The organism is Pseudomonas sp. OG7 (genome assembly GCF_014192825.1).
GTDB classification, from domain to species: Bacteria; Pseudomonadota; Gammaproteobacteria; order Pseudomonadales; family Pseudomonadaceae; genus Aquipseudomonas; species Aquipseudomonas monteilii.
This window is the reverse complement of record NZ_JACHYK010000003.1, coordinates 380,924-404,112: the sequence shown is the minus strand read 5'-3', so window position 1 is coordinate 404,112 and position 23,189 is coordinate 380,924. Positions and strand designations below refer to the sequence as shown.

Here is a 23,189-nt window from a genome sequence, read left to right as displayed (position 1 = left end):
TCCTGGAAAAAAGTGGCGCAGTGTAGCAGAGGCGGGCGCCGGGCTCAGCAGACCACGCGGCGTGGCTGCCCGTCAAAGAAGGCCTGGGCGTTCTCGCTGAGCTGGCCGACGATACGCTGGCGCGACTCTACCGCACCCCAGGCGCTGTGCGGGGTGATGATCAGGCGCGGGATGCCCGGTTCGAGCAGCGGGTTGCCGTTGACCGGCGGCTCCACACTCAACACATCGGTTGCCGCGCCGCCCAAGTGGCCCTGGCGCAGGGCGTCGGCCAACGCCTGTTCGTCGATCAGGCCGCCACGGGCAGTGTTGACCACCAGCGCATTGGGCTTGAGCAGGGCCAGTTCGCGGGCACCGAGCATATGCCGGGTGTGCTCGTTCAGTGGGCAATGCAGCGTCAGGGCGTCCACTTGCGGCAGTAGTTCGTCCAGTGGCAGGCGGTCGTCACGTTCCGGCCGGCCGGGAATCTGCCCGCTCAGCACGCGCATGCCGAAGGCTTCGGCCAGCCGCGCCACCGCGCCGCCGAGCTCGCCGTGACCGAGCAGGCCGAGGGTTTTGCCCTCCAGCTCGACGATGGGGAAGTCCAGCAGGCAGAACTGGCTGGCCTTGGCCCATTGGCCGTCGGCTACGGCCTGGTTGTAGTCGCACAGGCGGGTGGCCAGGGCCAGCAGCAGGGCGAGGGTGTGCTGTGCGACGGACGGCGTGCCGTAACCCTGGCAGTTGCAGACGGTAATGCCTTGGGCGCGCGCCGCTGCCAGGTCGACATTGTTGGTGCCGGTGGCGGCCACCAGGATCAGCTTGAGCTGCGGGTTGGCGGCCAGGGTGGGGGCGTCGAGCATTACCTTGTTGCTAACCACGGCGACCGCGCCTTGCAGGCGCTCTGCCACCTGGTCGGGACGGGTGGCGGCGAACAGTTCGAATTCATCGAACTGCTGCTTCAGGGGCGAGAGGTCGAGGTCGCCAAGGTCCAGGGACTGGTGATCGAGAAACACGGCGCGACGCGGGCTGGGCATGGGGGGCTCCGGTGGCAGGGCGGGGTATTGGTGTTATGGCCATTCGCGGGTACGCCCGCGTCTACAGGCGCAGTGTCTAGCCCGGGGTTACCGCCCGTCAACGCCTGCCACTCATACCTTTGGCTCGCAAATCATTCCTTCGGCTGATTTAGCCGTCACATTGCCGCACTACAGTAGTTGTCAGACCTGTCCGGCTCGCTTTTCAGAAAAGGGATACCCATGTTGCAGACCCGCATCATCAAGCCCGCCGAGGGCGCCTACGCCTACCCACTGCTGATCAAGCGCCTGCTGATGTCCGGTAGCCGCTATGAAAAGACCCGTGAAATCGTCTATCGCGACCAGTTGCGGCTGACATATCCACAGCTCAACGAACGTATTGCACGCCTGGCCAATGTGCTGACTGAGGCCGGAGTAAAGGCCGGTGACACCGTGGCGGTGATGGACTGGGACAGCCACCGCTACCTGGAATGCATGTTCGCTATCCCGATGATCGGCGCCGTGGTGCACACCATCAACGTGCGGCTGTCGCCCGAGCAGATCCTCTACACCATGAACCACGCCGAAGACCGCGTGGTGCTGGTCAACAGTGATTTCGTCGGCCTCTACCAGGGTATTGCCGGGCAGCTGACCACCGTCGACAAGACCCTGCTGCTGACCGATGGCCCGAACAAGACCGCCGAGCTACCCGATCTGGTGGGCGAATACGAGCAATTGCTGGCCGCTGCCAGCCCGCACTACGATTTCCCCGACTTCGACGAAAATTCGGTGGCCACCACCTTCTACACCACTGGCACCACCGGCAACCCCAAGGGCGTGTATTTCACCCACCGGCAACTGGTGCTGCACACGCTGGCCGAGGCTTCGGTCACCGGCAGTATCGACAGCGTGCGCCTGCTGGGCAGCAACGACGTGTACATGCCCATCACCCCGATGTTCCATGTGCATGCCTGGGGCATCCCCTACGCCGCCACCATGCTCGGTATGAAGCAGGTGTACCCGGGACGCTACGAGCCAGACATGCTGGTCAAGCTGTGGCGCGAGGAGAAGGTCACGTTCTCTCATTGTGTGCCGACCATTCTGCAGATGCTGCTCAACTGCCCGACCTCGCAGGGCCAGGACTTCGGCGGCTGGAAGATCATCATCGGCGGCAGCGCGCTCAACCGCTCGTTGTACCAGGCAGCCCTGGCCCGGGGTATCCAGCTAACCGCAGCGTACGGCATGTCCGAGACCTGCCCGCTGATATCCGCCGCGCACCTGAACGACGAACTGCAGGCCGGTAGCGAAGACGAGCGCATCACCTACCGCATCAAGGCCGGCGTGCCGGTGCCACTGGTCGAAGCGGCGATTGTCGATGGCGACGGCAACTTCCTTCCGTCGGATGGCGAGACCCAGGGCGAGTTGGTGCTGCGTGCGCCGTGGCTGACCATGGGTTATTTCAAGGAGCCGGAGAAGAGCGAGGAGCTGTGGCAGGGCGGCTGGCTCCACACCGGTGACGTCGCCACCCTCGACGGCATGGGCTACATCGACATCCGTGACCGTATCAAGGATGTGATCAAGACCGGTGGCGAGTGGATTTCCTCACTCGATCTGGAAGACCTGATCAGCCGCCACCCGGCCGTACGTGAAGTGGCGGTGGTCGGAGTGGCCGACCCGCAGTGGGGCGAGCGCCCGTTTGCCCTGCTGGTGGTGCGCGACGGCCAGGCCATCGATGCCAAGGCGCTCAAGGAACACCTCAAACCGTTCGTCGAGCAAGGGCACATCAACAAGTGGGCGATTCCTAGCCAGATCGCCGTTGTTACTGAAGTTCCCAAGACCAGTGTCGGTAAGCTCGACAAGAAACGCATCCGCCAGGACATCGTCCAGTGGCAAGCCAGCAACAGCGCCTTCCTTTCCACCCTGTAACCGCCGTGCGGGTCGCGAACGCCAGAACGCGACCCGCACGCTAGAGGCCTTCACGCCTTGCCAAACGGCTGAAATGCGCCATCCTTTAGCACTGCCAGCCCGCAACCGGGACAACAGTGCAGCGAGTTGGCGGCATGGAGCGCAAATCACACTTTAGAGGGATCAAGCGCCTGTGCCTTGCTGGCTATAGTCGGGGCCAGGGGATTTTCAGGAATGGGGGAGGGCGACACGCGCAAGCCGTGTCGTCGCAGGTGCAAACCTGCAAACCGGTCGCTCGGGCCGTTCTTGAAAGGACTCACTGCCATAACAAAAAAGTACATGGAGTAGCGTCGATGAAATCTGCAAACCTGTTCTGGCGCCGGGCCAAGTTGCCCCTGGCCGTCAGCCTTGCTTCCACGCTCGCAAGTCCTGCTTTCGCTGTCAGCTTCAACATTGGTGAAATCGAAGGCCAGTTCGACTCCTCGCTCTCCATCGGCGCCAGCTGGTCGACGGCCAACCCCAACAAGAACCTGATCGGTGTCAACAACGGCGGCAAGGGCCTGTCGCAGACCTCCGACGATGGCCACCTGAACTTCAAGAAGGGCGAAACCTTCTCCAAGATCTTCAAGGGCATCCATGACCTGGAGCTCAAGTACGGCGATACCGGTGTGTTCGTGCGCGGCAAGTATTGGTATGACTTCGAACTCAAGGACGAAAGCCGCGAGTTCAAGGACATCAGCGACTCCAATCGCAAGGAAGGCGCCAAGTCGTCCGGCGCCCAGTTGCTCGACGCCTTCGTGTACCACAACTACTCCATCGCTGATCAGCCTGGCTCTGTGCGGCTTGGCAAGCAGGTGGTGAGCTGGGGCGAAAGTACCTTCATCGGCGGCGGCATCAACTCGATCAACCCCATCGACGTATCGGCGTTCCGCCGCCCAGGGGCCGAGATCAAGGAAGGCCTGATCCCGGTCAACATGTTCTACATCTCGCAAAGCCTGACCGACAACCTGTCGGCCGAAGCCTTCTACCAGATCGAGTGGGACCAGACGGTTGTCGACAACTGCGGCACCTTCTTCTCTCAGCCGGACATCATCGCCGACGGCTGTACCGACAACCTGCGTGTGCTCAACAGCAGCCGCACAGTGCCGGCTGCGGCCCAGCAGTTCCTCGCCACCCGTGGCGTAAACATCAATGAAGAAGGTGTGATGGTGGCGCGCGGCGCCGACCGCGACGCCCGGGACAGTGGCCAGTTCGGTGTGGCCATGCGCTACATGTTCGAACCGCTCGACACTGAATTTGGCGCCTATTTCATGAACTACCACAGCCGTGCGCCGATCTTCAGCGCCACCGGCGCCTCGCCTTCGGTATTTGCCGGGCTGAGCGCGCTGCCGGCGCAGCTGCGTGCATTGGCGCCGTTGATCGTCGCGGGTAACTCGAAGTATTTCGTCGAATACCCGGAAGATATCCGCCTGTATGGCCTGAGCTTCTCCACCACGTTGCCCACCGGCACCGCGTGGAGCGGCGAAATCAGCTACCGGCCGAATGCCCCGGTGCAGCTGAATACCACCGATATCCTGTTCGCGGGTGTGCGTCCGATTGGCGGTGCATTGACCAACGCCTCGCTGCTGACCGGTACGCCAGGGGAAGACCTGCACGGGTATCGCCGTAAGGAGATCACTCAATTCCAGACCACCCTGACGCACTTCTTCGACCAGGTGATGGGCGCCAGCCGGATGACCGTGGTGGGTGAAGTGGGTGTCACCCATGTCGGCGGGCTGGAGAACGCACACGACACGCGTTACGGTCGTGACCCGGTGTTCGGCCCTGGTCCATTGCCATCCACTGGTGGCGCAGACACCTGCCAGGCGCTCAATGCCAGCACCATCGCAGGCGCTGGTGCGGGGGCATCCACTGCCAACCTGAACCGCAACTGCGAGAACGACGGCTACACCACCAGCACTTCCTGGGGTTACCGCGCCCGCGTCATCTGGGACTACAACGACGTCTTCGCCGGGGTGAACCTGAAGCCGAGCGTGGCCTGGTCGCATGACGTGTCTGGCTACTCGCCAGGCCCTGGTGCGAACTTCGAGGAGGGCCGCAAGGCAGTCAGCCTGGGCCTGGACGCCGAGTACCAGAACACCTACACGGCGAGCCTGTCGTACACCAACTTCTTCGATGGCAAGTACACCACTGTGGATGACCGTGACTTCGTCGCGCTCAGCTTCGGCGTGAACTTCTAAGCACACAGATCCAGGACGACACGACATGAACAAGACCAGAAGTCTGCTGCAAGCCGGTGTACTGGGCCTGTCCCTGCTGGCGACCAGCGTGATGGCTGCGGTATCCGCCGACGAGGCGGCCAAGCTGGGCAGTACCCTGACCCCGATGGGCGCCGAGAAGGCCGGCAACGCCGATGGCTCGATCGGCCCGTGGGAGCCGCTGTCGAAGAGTGCGGGCAGCGTCGACGGCAAGGGCTTTTTGGCCGACCCGTATGGCAGTGAAAAACCGCTGTTCACCATCACCGCGCAGAACGCCGACCAGTACAAGGACAAGCTTTCGCCGGGCCAGTTGGCCATGCTCAAGCGCTACCCGGACACCTTCAAGATCCCGGTATTCAAAACCCATCGCGGTTCAACCGTCCCGGCCGATGTGTTTGCGGCCATCAAGGAAAACGCCACCAAGACCACCCTGGTGGAAGGCGGCAACGGCCTGAACAACTTCCGCACGGCTGTGCCGTTCCCGATCCCCAAAACCGGCCTGGAGGTGATCTGGAACCACATCACCCGCTACCGGGGGGGCAGTGTCAGCCGCCTGGTAACCCAGGCCACGCCACAGCAGAACGGCTCGTTCAACCCGGTGTACTTCTCCGACCAGTTCGTCTTCCGCGACAAGATGAAGGATTACGACCCGAACAACCCGGGCAACATCCTGTTCTACTTCAAGCAGGAAGTGACCGCACCTGCGCGCCTGGCCGGTACCGTGCTGCTGGTCCACGAAACCCTCGATCAGGTGAAGGAACCGCGCAAGGCGTGGATCTACAACGCCGGCCAGCGCCGTGTGCGCCAGGCGCCGCAGGTGTCGTATGACGGCCCGGGTACCGCTGCCGATGGCTTGCGTACCTCCGACAACCTGGACATGTTCAACGGTGCGCCAGACCGCTACGACTGGAAGCTGGAAGGCAAGAAAGAGCTGTACATCGCCTCCAACGCCTTCAAGCTGGACGACCCCAAGCTGAAGTACACCGACATCATCAAGGCCGGGCACATCAACCAGGACCTTGCCCGCTACGAGCTGCGCCGCGTGTGGCATGTGGTCGCGACCCTGAAGCCAGGCCAGCGCCACATCTATGCCAAGCGTGACTTCTACATCGACGAAGACACCTGGCAGGCGGCGGTGATCGACCAGTACGACGGTCGCAACCAGCTGTGGCGCGTTTCCGAAGCTCATTCCCAGCCGTATTACAACAATGAGGTGCCTTGGTACACCCTGGAGGCCATTTACGACCTGCAGTCGGGTCGTTACCTGGCCTTGGGCATGAAGAACGAAGAGAAGCGTGCCTACGACTTCGGCTTCAGTGCCAGCAAGGCTGACTTCCAGCCAGCAGCGCTGCGTCAGTCGGGTATTCGGTAACCTGAAAGACTCCGTGTGATCCCCAGAACGCCCCGGCCTGCCGGGGCGTTTCTATTTTCCTTCCCCGTCCTCTTCGCGGGCAGGCCATAAACCTGCTGAATACCCACCCAAACCCCCGCACCAGCCGCTGTCCATCAGCCTTGTCGCTTTTTGTCGCAGTCTTTCCCGGGGCAAATGCGCCCATCATCTTCAAATGCGCTGCGTTACCGGCTAGTCTCGCAAGCATCCATATCGCCGTAGTCTTCCAACCAGAACGAGCCGGCCATGACAGACTTGTCCCGTACGCATGGATTCGCCAGCCAGGCCCTGGGCCTGCTGGACGGGCGTTTCTTTCGGCCCCCCCTGCCGGAGGGGCATGTGCCGCGTCCGCGCCTGTGCCAGCGCCTGTACACCGGCCTCGGCGCTCGCCTGCTGCTGGTCAACGCCCCGGCGGGTTTCGGCAAAAGCTCCCTGGCCATCGAGTTTTGCGAGGCACTGCCCGAACACTGGCGCAGCCTGTGGCTTGGTCTGAGCCAGCGAGATGCAGACCCAGGCCGCTTCCTTGAGCGCCTGCTCGAAGGGCTGCAGCAATACTGCCCGGCCCTGGGTGGTCAGGCCATGGGCTTGCTGAAAATGCGCCAGCGCCATCAGCCGTTCGCCTTCGAAGAGTGGCTTGACGGCCTGCTCGACGAGCTGGCGTTGTACCTGCAAGCGGATACACCGTTGCTGCTCGTACTGGATGATTACCACCTGGCCCAAGGGCCTGTACTGGACCGTTGCCTGCAGTTTTTCCTCAACCACCTGCCGGCCGGCCTGGTGTTGCTGGTTACCAGTCGCCAGCGCCCGGACTGGCACCTGGCGCGCCTGCGGCTGTCGCGTCAGCTTGTCGAGCTGAACGAACAGGATTTGCGCCTCACCGCCGAAGAGTCGCTGGCGGTAATCGGTCGCCAGCCCACGGGCCTGCGTGGCCAGGCCCTGGACAACCTTATCCAGCGCAGTGATGGCTGGGTGGCCGGGTTGCGTTTCTGGCAACTGGCGGCCAGCGACAGTGCCGACGAGCAGGCCTTGCCCCAGGCGCTGCATGGTGGCGAAGGGCTGATTCGCGACTACCTGCTCGAAGAAGTCATCGATATGCTGCCCGCCGATGTGCAGGCCTTCTTGTACGAAACCGCGTGCCAGGAGCGTTTCTGCGCCCAACTTTGCGATGCCGTGCGGGGTCGCCACGACAGTGTCGAGATCCTGCGTTTCCTGCAGGCGCACCAGGTATTCCTGGTGCCGTTGGACGAGCACGGCCACTGGTTCCGTTATCACCACTTGTTCTCCGACTTGCTGCGCAGTCGCCAGGCCAACGAACCGCTGGCCGGCTTGCACTTGCGGGCGAGCCGTTGGTTCGAAGCCCAGGGCCTGCTGGACGAGGCGGTGGAGCAGGCCTTGCGTGCCGGCCACCTTGATGTTGCCGCCGACCTGGTGCAGAGCCTGTCCGAGGAGCAACTGCTGGCCGAACAGAACGTCGGCATGTTGCTGCGCTGGAAGATGGACTTGCCCGACAGCCTGCTGATCAGCACGCCAAGGCTGATCGTGCTGTACAGCTGGGCGTTGGGCCTGGCTTGCCAACTGGACGCGGCCGAGGAGCTTGCCGGCTACCTCAGCCGCTTCCTGCCCGCACCTTCGGCGACCGCGCAAAAGTCGATGTTGGCCCAGTGGCTGGCGCTGAGTGGGGTGATTGCCCGAGGCCGGGGTGACCGTGAGCGCACGTTGGCCTATTGCAGCGAAGCGCTGCAGAGCCTGCCAAGCAAGCGCTATGGCCAGCGCCTGGTGTGCCTGTCGACGCTGTCCAACCTGGCCATCGCCGATGGTGATTTCTGGCGGGCCCGCGGCTGGAACCGAGAAGCCCTGGAACTGGCCCAGCGAGTCGGCAACCCGTTGTTCGAGGCCTTGGCCCATTACGACCGGGCGCGTGTACTGCACGCCCGTGGCGAAGTATTGCGGGCGCTGGACGAAGTGCGCCAAGGGCTGCAACGCTTGCAAGGGCTTTCGGCACAGCGGTTGTATGCCGTGCGCGCACGTCTGACGCTTTACGAGGGCTATCTGCTGGTTTCGCGCCTGCAGCCTGCCCAGGGCCGTGCGCGGTTGCGCGCGGGGCTGGGCGAGGCGCGGGCCTGCCGGGACATCAGTGTGCTCATCGGCCATTGCGTGATCGCCACGCTCGATGGGCGGGAAGGTCACTTTGCCGAGGCCTTTGCCGAACTGGCAGAGGCTGAGCGCCTGATGCATATCTGGGACGTGCCCCCGGTCTACTACCTGGCCATGATTACCCTGGTCAAATGCGAACTGTGGCTGGCCCAGGGGCGCACCGACCTGGCCGAGTCCTGGCTGCTGCGCCTGGGCCAGACCTACGGCGGTGAGCAGCCAGCGGCAGCACCGGAGTTCCACCCACTGCTGCCGTTGCACATTGCGCTGCAGCAGGCGCTGCTCGAGCGCATCCAGTTACGTGGCGACGATGCCGTGCAACGCCTGGCCAGCCTGGTCGAGCGCGGGCAGGCCAGTGGCGGCATGATGCTCACCGTCAGCGCCCTGTGCCAATGGCTCTCCCTGCTGCTGGCCGAAGGCCGCGAAGCGCAGGCCGAGCGGTTGCTGCCAGGCTTGCTTGAGGCCGCCCGTGGCGGCGTGCTGCAACCGTTCCAGCCGCTGCTGGAAAAACACCCGCAATGGCTTCACGAACAACTGCAGGCAGGTGCCGCGTGCGCGGTTCAGGCCGAACTGCTCAAACGCCTGCCACCGCTGCCCAGCGCCAGCACGGGCAGCGGCGAGGCGTTGAGTGGCCGTGAGCTGGCAGTGCTCGAACTGATCGCTCAGGGTTGTTCCAATCAGCAGATCAGCGAGCGGCTGTTCATTTCCCTGCACACGGTCAAGACCCACGCCAGCCACATCAACAGCAAGCTGGGCGTCGAGCGGCGTACGCAGGCGGTGGCCAAGGCCAAATCCCTGGGGTTGCTGGCGTGATGCTGGCCCTGCAGGTCATTGCCCGCTAAAGTGATGGCCTGAGGCCATGGTTTGTGGCCGCCAAAGCTCTACCCTCATCTTTCCCGACCAGCTGCCGATACAGCGATCGGTGGCATCGCCTCGCGCGATTTTTCAATCATTCCAAGGCAGGTCGTGTTGATGCTGCAGTACGGGCAAAAAAGCTTTCTGATCGTCGATGACTTTACCGACTTTCGCACGTCGACCCGTTCAATGCTGCGCGAGTTGGGCGTGCGCGACGTGGACACCGCTGACAGCGGCGAGCAGGCGCTGCGCATGTGCGCGCAGAAGCGCTATGACTTCATCCTGCAGGATTTTCACCTGGGTGATGGCAAGAAGAACGGCCAACAGGTGCTCGAAGACCTGATCATCGACAAGCACATCAGCCATGAGTGCGTGTTCATCATGGTCACGGCCGAGAGCAGCCAGGCCATTGTCCTCAGTGCCATCGAGCACGAGCCCGATGCCTACCTGACCAAACCTTTCAACCGGGTTGGCCTGGCCCAGCGCGTCGAGAAGCTGTATCAGCGCAAGACCTTGCTCAAGCCGATTCTGCAGGCCCTGGACCGCAGTCGCCCGGCCGAAGTGCTGGCGGCTTGCGCCGAGCTGTGCAAGAAAGACCCGCGCCTGGCACCACTGTGCCTGCGCTACCGGGCCGATGCCTTGCGCAACCTCAACCGCTTCGAGGAGCTGGAAAAATTCCTCAAGGCCATCCTGGCCAGTCGCCCGCAGCCGTGGGTGTACGCTGCATTGGGCGCCCTGATGCACAAGCGTGGCCAGAATGCCCAGGCCCAGGGCGTGTACGAGCAGGCACTCAAGGCGTTCCCGATCATGCCAGGGCTTTACGACGGTATGGCCGAAGTGCTGGTGGCTCAGGGCGATACCCGACGTGCGCAAAACCTGCTGGAAGAGGCGGTACGCCTGTCGCCACTGTCAGTGCGTCGGCAGTCGACCCTAGGCAAGCTGGCGCTGGAAAACGAGGACTTCGAGAGCGCGTCGAAGGCGTTCCGTCATGCGGTGAACCAAGGGCAGAGCTCGCGCTACAAGGACGCCGAAAACAACCTGGGCCTGGTGCAGGCCCTGATGAGCAAGAATGCAGGCTTCGGCCTGGACGCCCGTACCCGGGTCGAGATCAACACCACGCTCAGCGAAGTGGCCAAGGAAAACCCCGAAGACCAGGGTTTGCAGGTGCGCGCGCGGATGATGAAAGCCGCCAGTCTGCAGCAGGCGGGCGACCCGGAAACGGCGGCCAAGCTGACCGAGCAGGCGATCCAGCGCCTGGACAAGATGAACCAGTTTTTCTCGGTCGATTCGGCCCTGACCGTTGCCGCACAGTTGCAGGCTATGGGCCAGGAAGCCGCCGCCATCGGCGTGCTGAAAAGCTGTGTGGAAAGTTATGGCGATGACCCCAAGGTCATGGAGAAAGTGGGCAAGCTGACGGACGACCCCAGCGTGCTCAACGCCATTACCGAAGCGGTCACCCTCAATCGCCAGGGTGTGCGCAGTTACCAAGGAGGGCAGCTTGGCGAGGCGTTGCAACTGTTCCGCAAGGCACTGGGTTTGCAGCCGAAGAACATCAGCATCGCCCTCAACACCGCCCAGGCGCTGCTGCGTATTGGCGGTGACAACCCTCAGCCCGCGATCATGCAGGAATGCCAGGACGCCTTGACCAGCGTGGCCGGTATCCCTGCCAGCGACAATCGCTATGACCGTTACCGCAAACTGCACATCCGAGTGTTCGGCGCATGAATCAAGACAATCAGGGGCTGGACTTTTCCACGGTGATCGCCTCCACCGTGCACGACCTCAAGAGTTCGTTGTCGGCGCTGATCCAGTCCCACAACCAGTGGGTAGAACGCCTGCCCGAAGAGCTGCGCGGTGGTGCCGAGCAGGGCATCATGGAGCATGAGTTTCGCCACCTCAACGGCATGCTCGTGCAGCTGCTGGGGCTCTATAAACTGGGTATCAACCAGCTGCCGGTGTGCCCGGACTACCATGAGCTGGACGACTTCATCGAAGCCCAGCTGGCGGCGCACCAGGAAGTGCTCAAGCACAACGACATCCTCGCCACCTGGCGCATCGACACCGACAACCCGCTGGGTTTCTTCGACCGCGAACTGGTGACCTCGGTGATCGCCAACGTCATCACCAACGCCACCCGCTATGCCGGGCACGCTTTGCTGATCACGATCGAAGAGGCCGACAACCAGCTGGCCATCTGCGTGAACGATGACGGCCCGGGTTATCCAAAGCACATGCTCGAGCGCCAGGAGGAGTACATCCAGGGCATCGATTCGACCAGCGGCAGTACCGGCCTGGGGCTGTACTTTGCGGCGCGGATTGCGGCCTTGCATGAAAGCGGCGGGGTGCGCGGGCGGATCGAGATTTCCAATGGCGGGGCGCTTGGGGGCGGGTTGTTCAGGTTGTTCTTGCCTTAGGCCAGCAGGGCATGGCGTTGGATTTTTAGCGCCCTTCAGATCGAGCGCCGCCCGCGCGGCGCATCGCGAGCTGGCGCTCGCTCCTACGTTTGTTTCGGGACAGTTATGCCTGTAACAGTCGCGCGCGACCGCCTTTTTTCATACGACACGGTATCAACGTATGCGCCAGAGGGGGCGCACGCGAATCTCACTGGTACAATTGGCCCGAAACAAACGTAGGAGCGAGCGCCAGCTCGCGATGCGCCGCGCGGGCGGCGCTCGATCTCACAGGCGCTGCAGCGTCCAAGACAGGCCCTCCATGAAGACTGCCCCGACCACTCTCATCCGCGAAACCTTCCCCGTAGGCCCCCTGCAATGCAATTGCACCCTGATCGGCGACCCCTTGACCAAAAAGGCCATCGTCGTCGACCCGGGCGGTGACCCGGACAAGATCCTGGCGCGCCTGCAGGCCCATGGCCTGACGCTGGTAAGCATCATCCACACCCACGCGCACTTCGATCACTTTCTGGCTTCGGGCAAGCTCAAGGAGCTGACCGGCGCTACCTTGCACCTGCACAAGGACGATCAGGTACTGTGGGACAACCTGGAGATGCAGTGCCAGATGTTCGGGGTACCGTACACGCCAGTGCCTGCCCCCGACCGTTGGCTGGGCGATGATGAAGAGCTGGCCTGCGGTTGTGGCGTGGCCCTGCATACGCCAGGCCATACCCCGGGCTCGATGAGTTTCTGGTTCGCCGATGCCAAGCTGTTGATTGCGGGCGATACCCTGTTCCGCCGGGGTATTGGCCGCACCGATTTGTGGGGTGGGGACCAGCGGGCAATTGTGCGTTCCATCAAGGAGCGGCTGTACCGGCTGGACGAAGAGGCCATCGTGGTCACCGGCCACGGGCCCGATACTCGGCTGGGCGATGAAATGCGCGAAAACCCCTTCGTACGTGCCTGATGGCACATGAAGGCACTTTCATGGAATTTTTCGTTGCCGATGCAATCCAAGGCTGGCATAGATCCATTCGAGATCTGCCGCATTTATGAATTTCAGTAGGAGCTTGTCCATGTTCACCATGCGTCGTCTGATTATCGTCGCAACTGCCGCTGCCCTGATGACCGGCTGTGCCGGCCAGAACCCTTATGACAACCAGGGTCAGGCGCAGGGCTCCACTGGGATGAGCAAGACCGCCAAGTACGGCGGCCTGGGCGCGCTGGCCGGCGCCATCGCCGGTGCCGCGATCGACCACAACAACCGTGGCAAGGGTGCGCTGATCGGCGCTGCTGCGGTGGGTGCTGCCGCTGCCGGTTACGGCTACTACGCCGACAAGCAGGAAGCAGAGCTGCGCGCGCAAATGGCCAACACTGGCGTGGAAGTGCAACGTCAGGGTGACCAGATCAAGCTGATCATGCCGGGCAACATCACCTTCGCCACCGACTCGGCCAACATCGCCCCTAGCTTCTATTCGCCGCTGAACAACCTGGCCGGTTCGTTCAAGCAGTTCAACCAGAACACCATCGAAGTGGTCGGTTTCACCGACAGCACCGGCAGCCGCCAGCACAACATGGACCTGTCCCAGCGCCGTGCGCAGGCGGTCAGCACCTACCTGACCTCGCAGGGTGTGGATGCCTCGCGGATCTCGGTACGTGGCATGGGCCCGGACCAGCCGATCGCCAGCAACGCCGACGCCAATGGCCGTGCGCAGAACCGCCGCGTGGAAGTGAACCTGAAGCCGATTCCGGGTCAGCAGTATGACCAGCAGCAAGGCCAGGTTCAGCAGTATCCCTGATTGACCGCCGGGGCTGCAAAGCAGCCCCCTGCTTCTAGCGCACCACGCTGGCCTGAATCGCCGTCAGGGCAATGGTATGCACGATATCGTCAACCTGAGCCCCGCGCGGCAGGTCGTTCACCGGCTTGCGCAGCCCTTGAAGCATCGGCCCAAGGCTCACCCCGTCAGCACTGCGTTGCACCGCCTTGTGCGTGGTGTTGCCGGTATTCAGGTCGGGGAACACGAACACCGTGGCACGCCCGGCCACCGGGCTACCCGGCGCCAGGTCCCGTGCAATCGCCGGGTTGGCCGCCGCGTCGTACTGCAATGGCCCATCGATCAGCAACGCCTGCGCTGCGCCTTGTGCCAGGCGTGTTGCTTCGCGCACTTTCTCCACTTCCTCATCGCTGGCTGAATCGCTGGAATAACTGATCATCGCCACCCGTGGTGCGATGCCGAAGGCCTGCGCCGAGTCGGCGCTCTGCCGTGCGATCTCTGCCAACTCGGCAGCGCTCGGGTGCGGGTTCATCACGCAGTCGCCGTACACCAGCACCTGCTCGGGGAACAGCATGAAGAACACCGACGACACCAGGCTTGAGCCAGGCGCAGTCTTGATCAGTTGCAGGGCAGGGCGAATGGTGTTGGCGGTGGAGTGCACCAGGCCCGAGACCAGGCCGTCCACTTCGTCCAGGGCCAGCATCATGGTGCCGATCACTACCGGGTCTTCCAGTTGCTGCTCGGCCATTGGCGCGTTGAGGTTCTTGCTCTTGCGCAGCTCTACCATAGGCTCTACATAGCGCCCGCGAATCAGCTCGGGATCGAGGATTTCCAGGCCTGGCGGCAGGGTAATGCCCTGGGCGCGCGCCACGGCGTCGACATCCTCGGGCTTGGCCAGCAGCACGCAGCGGGCAATGCCACGGGCCTGGCAGATGGCCGCAGCCTGCACCAGCAACGGCTCGGCGCCTTCGGGCAGGACAATACGTTTGTTGGCCTGCTGCGCCCGCTGGATCAACTGGTAGCGGAACACGGCTGGCGACAGGCGCATTTCACGCGGGGTGCCGCAGCGTTGGTGCAGCCAGGCGGCGTCGAGGTGGCTGGCGACAAAGTCAGTGATGAACTCGGCGCGCTCGCGGTCGTCCACAGGGATTTCGCGGTTTAGCGAATTGAGCTGGTTGGCGGTGTCGTACGAGCCGGTGCTGACTGACAGGATCGGCAGCCCAGCCTGCAGCGCGCCGCGGCACAGGCCGAGGATGCGCGCGTCGGGCTTGCTGTCACTGGTCAGCAGCAACCCGGCCAGGGGTACGCCATTGATCGCCGCCAGGCTGACGGCAAGGATGATGTCGTCGCGATCGCCCGGGGTGACCACCAAGGTACCCGAGGTCAGCAGAGGCACCGTGTTGGCCACGGTGCGCGCGCAAATAATGATCTTGCTCATGCGCCGCTGCTCGTAGTCGCCGGCATTGAGCACCTGGGCACCGAGCAGCTCGGCCACGTCGCGGGTGCGCGGGGCGTTCAATTCAGGCTGGTAGGGGATACAGCCGAGCAGGCGGAAATCGTTGCCACGCAGCAGGGGCGAGTGCTCGCGCAGGCGGGTGGCGAAGTCGGCCATGCTTTCGTCGGTGCGCACCTTGTTGAGGATGACACCGAGCACTTTTGGGTCGCGTGGGCCGCCGAACAGCTGGGCCTGCAGTTCGACCCGGCCGGACAGTTCGCTGAGCACTTCGTTTTCCGGGGCCGACACCAGGATCACCTCGGCATCCAGGCTCTTGGCCAGGTGCAGGTTGACCCGCGCCGCGTAGCTGGCATGGCGCGTGGGCACCATGCCTTCGACCACCACCACGTCGTTGCCGACGCAGGCTTGCTGGTAGAGGCGGATGATCGCTTCGAGCAGTTCGTCGAGCTGGCCATCGCCGAGCATGCGCTCGACCTGGGCCAGGCTCAGGGGCACCGGGGGCTTGATGCCATGGGTGCGGGCCACCAGTTCGGTAGAGCGCTCGGGGCCGGTGTCACCCGGGTGGGGCTGGGCGATCGGCTTGAAGAAGCCGACCTTCAGGCCTGCGCGCTCCAGGGTGCGCACCAGGCCGAGGCTGATGGAGGTCAGGCCGACACCGAAGTCGGTCGGCGCAATGAAAAATGTCTGCATGCGTGCTTCTCGAAATAAGCGGTGCAAGAAATTAACGGCCAAGGGTAGCGCTATCGGCCCCTTGTGCGCACCAGCCGCATGCGAAAGGCTGGCCGATGTGCTGCGCGCGTTGGGCCGGGTCGAGCACCCAAGGGCGTGCCTGCCACGGTGGCTGGTGGCGCAGGTGCTGGGTATGGCCACAGGACAGTTCGGCCACCCAGTGGCCTTCTTCGTCCTGGTGGAAGCCGGTGATCCGACTGATGGGCCGCTGCTCGTCCGCAGCACGTTCGCAATCGGACGATGGCTTCGTTACACTTGTGCGCTCTACATTCTTTTGCAAAAGGTCTTGCCCCATGCTGATCGCCGCCAACAAGGCTGTCTCCATCGACTATACCCTGACCAACGACGCCGGGGAGACCATCGACAGCTCCGCCGGTGGCGCGCCGCTGGTTTACCTGCACGGTGCCGGCAACATCATCCCGGGCTTGGAAAAAGCCCTGGAAGGCAAGCAGGCCGGTGACGAACTGAACGTTTCCATCGAGCCGGAAGACGCCTACGGCGAATACCTGGCCGAGCTGGTCAGCACCCTGAACCGCAGCCTGTTCGAAGGCGTCGATGAGCTGGAAGTGGGCATGCAGTTCCACGCTTCGGCGCCGGATGGCCAGATGCAGATCGTCACCATCCGCGACCTCGACGGCGACGACGTCACCGTTGACGGCAACCACCCGCTGGCTGGCCAGCGCCTGACCTTCCAGGTCAAGGTTGTCAACGTGCGTGACGCCAGCGACGAAGAAATCGCTCACCGTCACATCCACGGTGAAGGTGGCCATCACCACTGATTTTCTGCGCTAAGCTCAGAAAGTCGCCAGGCGCTCGGGCAAGCCGATTTGCCTTCCTACGGGAGGTGGACGGTTTGGACGAGCGCCTTTTTAGTGGGCGGAATTCGCCTGCGCGGCAACCGGGAACCTGAGAGGGGATGTCATCATGAGTGCATTTCACGACCTGAAACTGGACGCACTGAACGGCGGAGAGCTGCCCCTGGCCCCGTTCAAGGGCCAAGTGGTGCTGGTGGTCAACGTCGCTTCCAAGTGTGGGCTCACGCCGCAATACAAGGCCCTGGAAAACCTCTACCAGGTTTACAAGGACAAGGGCTTCAACGTGCTTGGCCTGCCGTGCAACCAGTTTGCCGGGCAGGAGCCAGGCAGCGAAAAGGAAATCCAGGATTTCTGCAGCCTCAACTATGGGGTGAGCTTCCCGCTGGGGGGCAAGCTGGAGGTCAACGGGCCGCAGCGCCATTCGCTATACCGCCTGCTGGCGGGCGAAGGAGCCGAGTTCCCGGGCGACATCACCTGGAATTTCGAGAAGTTTCTGGTGGGCAAGGATGGGCGGGTGCTGGCGCGCTTTTCACCGCGTACGGCGCCGGATGATCCGGCGGTGGTGCAGGCTATCGAGAAGGCGTTGGTTTGAAGGCGGTCTGCCGCGATATCTTCGGCGCCTGTGAGGCCGAGCGCCGCCCGCGCGGCGCTCGATCTCACAGGCGCTGCACATATTGAGCAGAACGCCCAGTCGCAGTACCGGTTTGCTGGCAAGCACCATAGAGATACCCCTCAAACTGCTCGACAATCGCCGGCCACCCCTGACGGCTTGCATGCTGTCGCGCATTCAGCCGTACCCGGCGCAACGTTTCCTCCTCCTCCAGCAGCCAGCAAGTCGCATCCACAAACGCTGCCTGGTCCCCCGGCATGGCCAGTGCTCCGCTGTGGCCATGGCGAATATGCTGCGCAGCCGCCGCCTCGTCATAGGCAACCACCGCCAACCCCGAGGCCATGGCTTCGAGCACCACATTGCCAAACGTTTCGGTCAGGCTAGGGAACAGGAACAGGTCACCGCTGGCATAGTGCTCGGCCAGTACCTCGCCGCGCTGGGCGCCACAGAACACAGCATCCGGCATCTGCTGTTGGAGGGCGGCGCGCTGCGGGCCGTCACCCACCATGATCAGACGCAGGCGTTTCTGTGGATAAGTCTTCCGCAATGCCTCAAGGCAAGGCCGCAGCAAGCCAAGGTTCTTTTCCACAGCGAGCCGACCGACATGCAGCACGGCGAGATCGTCCGGGGCGAGCCCCCAGCTTTCGCGTAACGCCTGGCTGCGCCGCGACGGGTTGAACAGGCAGGCATCGACACCCCGTGCGAGCAGTTCCAGGCGCTCGAACCCACGGCGTTCAAGCTCCAGGCGCTGGCTGACACTGGGCACCAGGGTGATCGCCGTGCGCCGATGGAACCAGCGCAGGTAGTGGGTGAGCAGGCGCGCCAGCAAACCCAGGCCGTACTGGCCGGAGTACTGCGGGAAATTGGTGTGGAAGCCGCTGACGACCGCGATCCCCAGGCGCCTGGCCGCGCGCAGTGCGCTGAGCCCCAGCGGCCCCTCGGTGGCGATGTACAGCACGTCCGGGCGCTGCCGCCGCCAGCGGCGTAACAACTTGTGCATCGACACCTCGCCCCACTGCAAACCGGGGTAGCCAGGCAGAGCCCAGCCACGGCAAAGCATCAGGTGCGGGTCGTTGTGCACAGGCGCTTCGCCGGCCTGGCGCGGGCGTACAACCTCGATCTCATGGCCACGCTGACGCAGCCCTTCGCCAAGGCGGCCAAGGGTGTTGGCCACGCCGTTGATCTCGGGTGGGAAGGTTTCGCTGACCAGGGTAATGCGCAGGGCGGGTGTATTCATGACAAAAAGTTTCCGCCTACTGGGTTGCGCCAATGTGACTGCAATATGACAGGCAAATGACGCCTGACTGCTGACGCTTTTGCCTTTATGAATATTTCGTTGCGCGTTGCTCAAGAAGGTGCAACCGGCAGCCGATGAAGATGCATTCGACTAGGTGATGCGCTCCAGGAGTGCGGTGATGTTCAACAGCAAGCTCAAGCAAGAAATCCGGCAACTGCGCGAAGACCTGATGTCCGTGGAACAGGTCAAGAGTAGCCTCGACAACGAGATGCTGGTACTTCAACTCGACCCCCAGGGACGGATCGAGATGGTCAACGGCAACTTCGAGAGCGAGATGCTCTACCGTGCCGAACAATTGCTTGGACGCAACATCGAGGACATCGTCCCCGCGCATGTGAAGTCGCTGGATTTCTACCAGCGCATGAAAAGCGCGATCACCCGTGGCGAGCACCTGAACGGTGCCTTCCGCCTGCTGCGCGGCAATGGCCAGGAAGCCTGGCTGCGCTCGATCCTGCAGCCGGTGAAGAACAGCGAAGGGCGTATCAAGTACTTCACCCTGCATTCCAGCGACCTCACCCGCACCATCGAGACCTCGCGCGAGTATGAAAGCCTGATCAAGGCGTTGATGCGCTCGACCGCCGTTATCGAGTTTGACCTGGACGGCACCATCCTCACTGCCAATGACCGTTTCCTGGCCACCGTCGGCTATCGCCTGGAACAGATTCGCGGCAAGCACCACCGCATGTTCTGCGAGCCGGAAGAGGCCAATTCGGCCGGCTATCAGGCGTTCTGGGACAAGCTGCGCCGTGGCGAATACGTTGCCGAGCGCTTCAAGCGCATCGACGCCCACGGGCGGGTGATCTGGCTGGAGGCCTCGTACAACCCGATCTTCGACGCCCATGACGTGCTGTACAAAGTGGTCAAGTTCGCCACGGTGATTACCGACCAGGTCAACCAGGAACAGGCGGTGGCCGAGGCAGCAGATGTTGCCTACAACACCTCGCTGGGTACCGATGTCAGCGCCCAGAAGGCCACCGATGTGGTTACCCAGACCGTCAGCGTGATGCGCGGCCTGGAGGCCTCGATGCAGGAGGCCGCCGAGGGCATTCAGGCGCTGGATACCCAGTCGCGGGTAATCGGCTCCATCATCAAGACCATCAGCGACATCGCCGGGCAGACCAACCTGCTGGCGCTCAATGCCGCTATCGAGGCGGCCCGTGCCGGCGAACAGGGGCGGGGTTTTGCCGTGGTTGCCGACGAAGTGCGTCAACTGGCCTCGCGCACCAGCACCGCCACCGAGGAAATCGCCCGGGTGGTGAAGCAGAACGAGCAACTGGCGCAGGCGGCGGTGGCGATCATCGACACCAGCAAGCGCCAGGCCGAGCAGGGGCTGGCACTGGCTGACGAGACGGGCAGCGTGATTGTCGAGATCCAGGACGGGGCGAAACGGGTGGTGGATGTGGTGGGGCAGTTTTCCAGCCGGTTGGGGCAGTGAAGCCCCGGCCAGGCAAGGATTGATCTGATGGGGGCGGGGGTCAGTTGCGCTCCCGCACCCAGAACAACGTAGCCCCGGCCACCGCCGCCGGCATCATCAGCACGTTCACCCCCGGAATCATCAACGCCAGGTAGGTAATCCCGCCAAAGCCCAGGCTCTGCCAGCGCTTGCTGCGCAGCCAGGCCAGCATGTCCTGCCAGCTCATCTTGTTGTTGTCCGCCGGGTAGTCGATGTACTGGATGGCCATCATCCATACCCCGAACATTAGCCACAGTGGTGCGGCCACCACGTTCACCACCGGGATGAACGACAGGATGAACAGGCCAATAGCCCGTGGCAGGAAGTAGCCCAGCTTGCGCATTTCGCGGCTGAAAGTGCGTGGCACCATGGCCACCAGCTCACCCCAGCTGAACGCGGGGAAGTTATCCTGGCCGCGCACCACCACCTCGACCTTTTCCGCCAAAAAGCCGTTGAACGGCGCGGCAATGATATTGGCCACCAGGGTGAAGGTGAAGAACACCATCAGCAGCAGCAAGGCCACGAACAGCGGCCAGAGGATGTAGCTGAGGAAGCTCAGCCAGTCCGGCAGCGTTGGCATGAGCGCGTCCAGCCACAGGCCGAACTGGTGGCCGGCGAAGTAGATCAGGCCACCGAACAGCAGCAGGTTGACCGCCAACGGCAGCAGCACGAACAACCGCAGGTTGGGGCTCAGCACCAGTTTCAGGCCTTCGCGCAGGTATTGGGGGCCAGAGAGGACAGGGGCTTGCATCGAGGTACTCCGCAGAGAAGGAAAACGCGCTGACCTTACCGAGTTTGCCGCGCCGACGAAAGGCGGGTTGCGGGCGGGAAACGGGATGTAACAAAAGCGCCGGGGGTGTGTTTATCGATGAAATCGCGGCATAGACGATGCCTATGAGGTGGATTGTCTAAGGATATTTCCTTAATCTTTGCGACCTCGCTACAGTGCGCTCAACTTTCCGCTTTTCGGGCCTGCGCGTTGTAGCCTTCCCCAAGTGCTGCGTGGGTCCGTTTTAAATTTCCAGCTGGCGCAGCCGGTACACCGATGCCGGCCCGTGCGGCCCGCTCGACAGGAGTTCGACATGTCTGAAGTACGTCATTCGCGCGTCATCATTCTCGGTTCCGGCCCTGCCGGTTACAGCGCCGCAGTCTATGCTGCCCGCGCCAACCTCAAGCCGCTGCTGATCACCGGCATGCAGGCCGGTGGCCAGCTGACCACCACCACCGAAGTCGACAACTGGCCGGGCGACCCCCACGGCCTGACCGGCCCGGCCCTGATGCAGCGCATGCAAGAGCACGCCGAGCGTTTTGAAACCGAAATCGTCTTCGACCACATCAATGCCGTCGACCTGGCCAACAAGCCGTTCACCCTGCAGGGTGACAGCGGCAAGTACACCTGCGACGCACTGATCATCGCCACCGGTGCCAGCGCCCGTTACCTGGGCCTGCCGTCGGAAGAAACCTTCATGGGCAAGGGCGTTTCGGCCTGCGCCACCTGCGACGGTTTCTTCTACCGCAACAAGCCGGTCGCCGTGGTTGGCGGTGGCAACACTGCCGTGGAAGAGGCGCTGTACCTGGCCAACATCGCCAGCAAGGTGACCCTGGTACACCGTCGCGAAACATTCCGCGCCGAGAAGATCCTGGTCGACAAGCTGAACGCTCGTGTGGCTGAAGGCAAGATCGAGCTCAAGCTCAACGCCACCCTGGACGAAGTGCTGGGTGACAACATGGGCGTGACCGGTGCGCGCCTGAAGTACAACGACGGCAGCAGCGACGAAATCAAGGTCGACGGCGTGTTCATCGCCATTGGCCACACCCCGAACACCTCGCTGTTCGAAGGCCAGCTGACCCTGAAAGACGGCTACCTGGTGGTCAACGGCGGCCGTGAGGGCAACGCTACCGCCACCAACGTTGAAGGTGTGTTCGCTGCAGGTGACGTGGCTGACCACGTTTACCGCCAGGCAATCACCTCGGCGGGTGCCGGCTGCATGGCTGCTCTGGACGTAGAGCGTTATCTGGACGGCCTGGCCAACGCCTCGTTCTGATTGGATAACACCCCTGAAAAAACCGGCTGAAAAGCCGGTTTTTTATTGCCCGCAAGCCGCTTACAGGCTCAAGCGCATCGACAGATCAACCGCCTTCACATCCTTGGTCATGGCACCAATCGAGATGTAGTCCACGCCGGTTTCGGCAATCACACGCAGGGTCGTTTCGTTGACCCCACCGCTGGCCTCCAGCTTGGCCTTGCCCGCGTTGATGCGCACCGCTTCGCGCATTTCATCAAGGTTCAGCTCATCAAGCATGATGATGTCCGCGCCAGCGGCCAGCGCCTCGCGCAGTTCATCCAGGCTTTCCACTTCGATCTCAACCGGCTTGCCTGGCGCAATACGGTGTGCCGCGGCCACGGCTTCGGCCACGCCGCCGCTGGCAGCGATGTGGTTTTCCTTGATCAGGAACGCGTCGTACAGGCCGATGCGGTGGTTGTCGCAGCCGCCACAGGTTACCGCGTACTTCTGCGCCAGGCGCAGGCCCGGCAGTGTTTTACGGGTGTCCAGCAGGCGCACCTGGGTGCCTTCCACCAGGTCGGCCAGGAAGCGCGCACGGGTGGCTACCCCCGACAGCATCTGCAGGAAGTTCAGCGCACTGCGCTCACCGCTCAGCAGCGAACGGGCCGGGCCTTCGAGGTGGAATAGCGGCTGGTTGGCAATCGCCCGCTCACCGTCCGCCACCTGCCAGTGCACTGCCACGCGTGGGTCGAGCTGACGAAACACGGCGTCGACCCAGGCGGTGCCGGCGATCACGCAGTCTTCGCGGGTGATGATGGTCGCCTTGGCGAGGCGCTCGGCCGGGATCAACTGCGCAGTGATATCGCCACTGCCGATGTCTTCCAACAGTGCACGGCGCACATTGGCTTCGATTTCAGCGGTCAGGTCGGCGAGGCGTAGGTTCGGCATGTTCGGCTCCACTAGCTAGATGCCCGCGATTATAGGGCAGGGGGCCGGTGTGTACAGCCGCCTTGGCGATGTCCGTTGGTCGGGCATTGTGAGCCATTCAAGCCCATCCGGGGCATTAACCGGTCGACGAAACGGTGCTGGCAGCGATGCGATTTTTTACCGATA

Annotated in this window: 18 protein-coding genes and 1 pseudogene; 13 read left to right on the top strand and 6 right to left on the bottom strand. The window is 63.1% G+C overall.

From position 1 onward, the window contains the following. Positions 1-44 precede the first annotated feature (44 nt). A complete protein-coding gene (locus tag FHW75_RS09910) occupies positions 45-1,010 on the bottom strand; it encodes a 2-hydroxyacid dehydrogenase (protein ID WP_027609752.1) in 966 nt (321 codons plus the stop codon). A 219-nt stretch (positions 1,011-1,229) separates the two neighbouring features. Between FHW75_RS09910 and FHW75_RS09905 the strand changes: the two genes are divergently transcribed. The 8 genes from FHW75_RS09905 (at position 1,230) to FHW75_RS09870 (ending at position 13,734) form a co-directional block, all read left to right on the top strand. Then, a complete protein-coding gene (locus FHW75_RS09905) occupies positions 1,230-2,912 on the top strand; it encodes a fatty acid--CoA ligase (RefSeq protein ID WP_183673558.1) in 1,683 nt (560 codons plus the stop codon). Between the two features lie 332 nt (positions 2,913-3,244). Next, complete coding sequence (locus tag FHW75_RS09900; RefSeq protein WP_016713279.1) at positions 3,245-5,131, top strand: DUF1302 domain-containing protein; 1,887 nt, start codon at positions 3,245-3,247, stop codon at positions 5,129-5,131. Positions 5,132-5,156: 25 nt separating this feature from the next. Next, positions 5,157-6,521 (top strand): DUF1329 domain-containing protein, encoded by a 1,365-nt coding sequence (locus FHW75_RS09895; protein WP_019099594.1) that lies wholly within the window; start codon positions 5,157-5,159, stop codon positions 6,519-6,521. A gap of 264 nt (positions 6,522-6,785) precedes the next feature. Continuing rightward, on the top strand, positions 6,786-9,503 hold the full coding sequence (locus FHW75_RS09890; RefSeq protein ID WP_159265891.1) for a LuxR C-terminal-related transcriptional regulator: 2,718 nt from the start codon (positions 6,786-6,788) through the stop codon (positions 9,501-9,503). 159 nt (positions 9,504-9,662) lie between these two features. Next, a complete protein-coding gene (locus tag FHW75_RS09885; protein ID WP_019099592.1) occupies positions 9,663-11,270 on the top strand; it encodes a tetratricopeptide repeat-containing response regulator in 1,608 nt (535 codons plus the stop codon). Then, the gene (locus FHW75_RS09880; protein WP_183673556.1) at positions 11,267-11,959 is read left to right on the top strand and encodes a sensor histidine kinase KdpD; all 693 of its coding nucleotides are present in this window, start codon (positions 11,267-11,269) and stop codon (positions 11,957-11,959) included. The genes FHW75_RS09885 and FHW75_RS09880 overlap by 4 nt, the downstream gene beginning before the upstream one ends. A gap of 298 nt (positions 11,960-12,257) precedes the next feature. After that, positions 12,258-12,902 (top strand): MBL fold metallo-hydrolase, encoded by a 645-nt coding sequence (locus tag FHW75_RS09875; RefSeq protein ID WP_019098138.1) that lies wholly within the window; start codon positions 12,258-12,260, stop codon positions 12,900-12,902. A gap of 109 nt (positions 12,903-13,011) precedes the next feature. Beyond that, positions 13,012-13,734 (top strand): OmpA family protein, encoded by a 723-nt coding sequence (locus FHW75_RS09870; protein WP_016501466.1) that lies wholly within the window; start codon positions 13,012-13,014, stop codon positions 13,732-13,734. 34 nt (positions 13,735-13,768) lie between these two features. Here FHW75_RS09870 and pta read toward each other — a convergent pair whose 3' ends face one another. Together pta and FHW75_RS09860 are read right to left on the bottom strand one after the other, a co-directional pair. Next, complete coding sequence (gene pta, locus FHW75_RS09865; RefSeq protein WP_019098137.1) at positions 13,769-15,856, bottom strand: phosphate acetyltransferase; 2,088 nt, start codon at positions 15,854-15,856, stop codon at positions 13,769-13,771. Between the two features lie 31 nt (positions 15,857-15,887). Then, entirely contained in the window at positions 15,888-16,190 is a 303-nt protein-coding gene (locus FHW75_RS09860; RefSeq protein ID WP_025754816.1) for a DUF3565 domain-containing protein, read from the bottom strand. Between FHW75_RS09860 and FHW75_RS09855 the strand changes: the two genes are divergently transcribed. Both FHW75_RS09855 and FHW75_RS09850 read left to right on the top strand, forming a co-directional pair. After that, entirely contained in the window at positions 16,189-16,674 is a 486-nt protein-coding gene (locus FHW75_RS09855; RefSeq protein WP_019098136.1) for a peptidylprolyl isomerase, read from the top strand. The genes FHW75_RS09860 and FHW75_RS09855 overlap by 2 nt on opposite strands. Positions 16,675-16,819: 145 nt before the next feature. Then, positions 16,820-17,302 (top strand): glutathione peroxidase, encoded by a 483-nt coding sequence (locus FHW75_RS09850; protein ID WP_016713270.1) that lies wholly within the window; start codon positions 16,820-16,822, stop codon positions 17,300-17,302. Positions 17,303-17,366: 64 nt separating this feature from the next. Here the strand turns inward: FHW75_RS09850 and FHW75_RS09845 are convergent, their stop codons facing one another. After that, complete coding sequence (locus FHW75_RS09845; RefSeq protein WP_019098135.1) at positions 17,367-18,557, bottom strand: glycosyltransferase family 1 protein; 1,191 nt, start codon at positions 18,555-18,557, stop codon at positions 17,367-17,369. A 157-nt stretch (positions 18,558-18,714) separates the two neighbouring features. Between FHW75_RS09845 and FHW75_RS27150 the strand changes: the two are divergent. Beyond that, positions 18,715-19,464: pseudogene (locus FHW75_RS27150) on the top strand (PAS domain-containing protein); the annotation flags it as partial. Between the two features lie 156 nt (positions 19,465-19,620). Continuing rightward, a complete protein-coding gene (locus FHW75_RS27145; RefSeq protein ID WP_371105378.1) occupies positions 19,621-20,052 on the top strand; it encodes a methyl-accepting chemotaxis protein in 432 nt (143 codons plus the stop codon). A gap of 40 nt (positions 20,053-20,092) precedes the next feature. Here FHW75_RS27145 and cysZ read toward each other — a convergent pair whose 3' ends face one another. Further along, a complete protein-coding gene (cysZ, locus tag FHW75_RS09835) occupies positions 20,093-20,821 on the bottom strand; it encodes a sulfate transporter CysZ (RefSeq protein WP_016713267.1) in 729 nt (242 codons plus the stop codon). A gap of 331 nt (positions 20,822-21,152) precedes the next feature. On the opposite strand from cysZ, the gene trxB reads away from it, so the two are divergent. Further along, complete coding sequence (trxB, locus tag FHW75_RS09830) at positions 21,153-22,115, top strand: thioredoxin-disulfide reductase (RefSeq protein ID WP_183673554.1); 963 nt, start codon at positions 21,153-21,155, stop codon at positions 22,113-22,115. Between the two features lie 60 nt (positions 22,116-22,175). On the opposite strand, the gene nadC is transcribed toward trxB, so the two are convergent. Then, positions 22,176-23,024 carry a carboxylating nicotinate-nucleotide diphosphorylase gene (nadC, locus tag FHW75_RS09825; RefSeq protein WP_027609748.1) on the bottom strand — a complete coding sequence of 283 codons (849 nt, stop codon included), beginning with the start codon at positions 23,022-23,024 and terminating at the stop codon, positions 22,176-22,178. Positions 23,025-23,189 lie beyond the last annotated feature (165 nt).

Bases quoted from the DNA above. Each gene is read 5' to 3' on its own strand.
- FHW75_RS09910 (WP_027609752.1), bottom strand. From the start codon at position 1,010: ATGCCCAGCCCGCGTCGCGCCGTGTTTCTCGATCACCAGTCCCTGGAC.
- FHW75_RS09905 (WP_183673558.1), top strand. From the start codon at position 1,230: ATGTTGCAGACCCGCATCATCAAGCCCGCCGAGGGCGCCTACGCCTAC.
- FHW75_RS09900 (WP_016713279.1), top strand. From the start codon at position 3,245: ATGAAATCTGCAAACCTGTTCTGGCGCCGGGCCAAGTTGCCCCTGGCC.
- FHW75_RS09895 (WP_019099594.1), top strand. From the start codon at position 5,157: ATGAACAAGACCAGAAGTCTGCTGCAAGCCGGTGTACTGGGCCTGTCC.
- FHW75_RS09890 (WP_159265891.1), top strand. From the start codon at position 6,786: ATGACAGACTTGTCCCGTACGCATGGATTCGCCAGCCAGGCCCTGGGC.
- FHW75_RS09885 (WP_019099592.1), top strand. From the start codon at position 9,663: ATGCTGCAGTACGGGCAAAAAAGCTTTCTGATCGTCGATGACTTTACC.
- FHW75_RS09880 (WP_183673556.1), top strand. From the start codon at position 11,267: ATGAATCAAGACAATCAGGGGCTGGACTTTTCCACGGTGATCGCCTCC.
- FHW75_RS09875 (WP_019098138.1), top strand. From the start codon at position 12,258: ATGAAGACTGCCCCGACCACTCTCATCCGCGAAACCTTCCCCGTAGGC.
- FHW75_RS09870 (WP_016501466.1), top strand. From the start codon at position 13,012: ATGTTCACCATGCGTCGTCTGATTATCGTCGCAACTGCCGCTGCCCTG.
- pta (WP_019098137.1), bottom strand. From the start codon at position 15,856: ATGCAGACATTTTTCATTGCGCCGACCGACTTCGGTGTCGGCCTGACC.
- FHW75_RS09855 (WP_019098136.1), top strand. From the start codon at position 16,189: ATGCTGATCGCCGCCAACAAGGCTGTCTCCATCGACTATACCCTGACC.
- FHW75_RS09860 (WP_025754816.1), bottom strand. From the start codon at position 16,190: ATGGGGCAAGACCTTTTGCAAAAGAATGTAGAGCGCACAAGTGTAACG.
- FHW75_RS09850 (WP_016713270.1), top strand. From the start codon at position 16,820: ATGAGTGCATTTCACGACCTGAAACTGGACGCACTGAACGGCGGAGAG.
- FHW75_RS09845 (WP_019098135.1), bottom strand. From the start codon at position 18,557: ATGAATACACCCGCCCTGCGCATTACCCTGGTCAGCGAAACCTTCCCA.
- FHW75_RS27145 (WP_371105378.1), top strand. From the start codon at position 19,621: ATGCGCGGCCTGGAGGCCTCGATGCAGGAGGCCGCCGAGGGCATTCAG.
- cysZ (WP_016713267.1), bottom strand. From the start codon at position 20,821: ATGCAAGCCCCTGTCCTCTCTGGCCCCCAATACCTGCGCGAAGGCCTG.
- trxB (WP_183673554.1), top strand. From the start codon at position 21,153: ATGTCTGAAGTACGTCATTCGCGCGTCATCATTCTCGGTTCCGGCCCT.
- nadC (WP_027609748.1), bottom strand. From the start codon at position 23,024: ATGCCGAACCTACGCCTCGCCGACCTGACCGCTGAAATCGAAGCCAAT.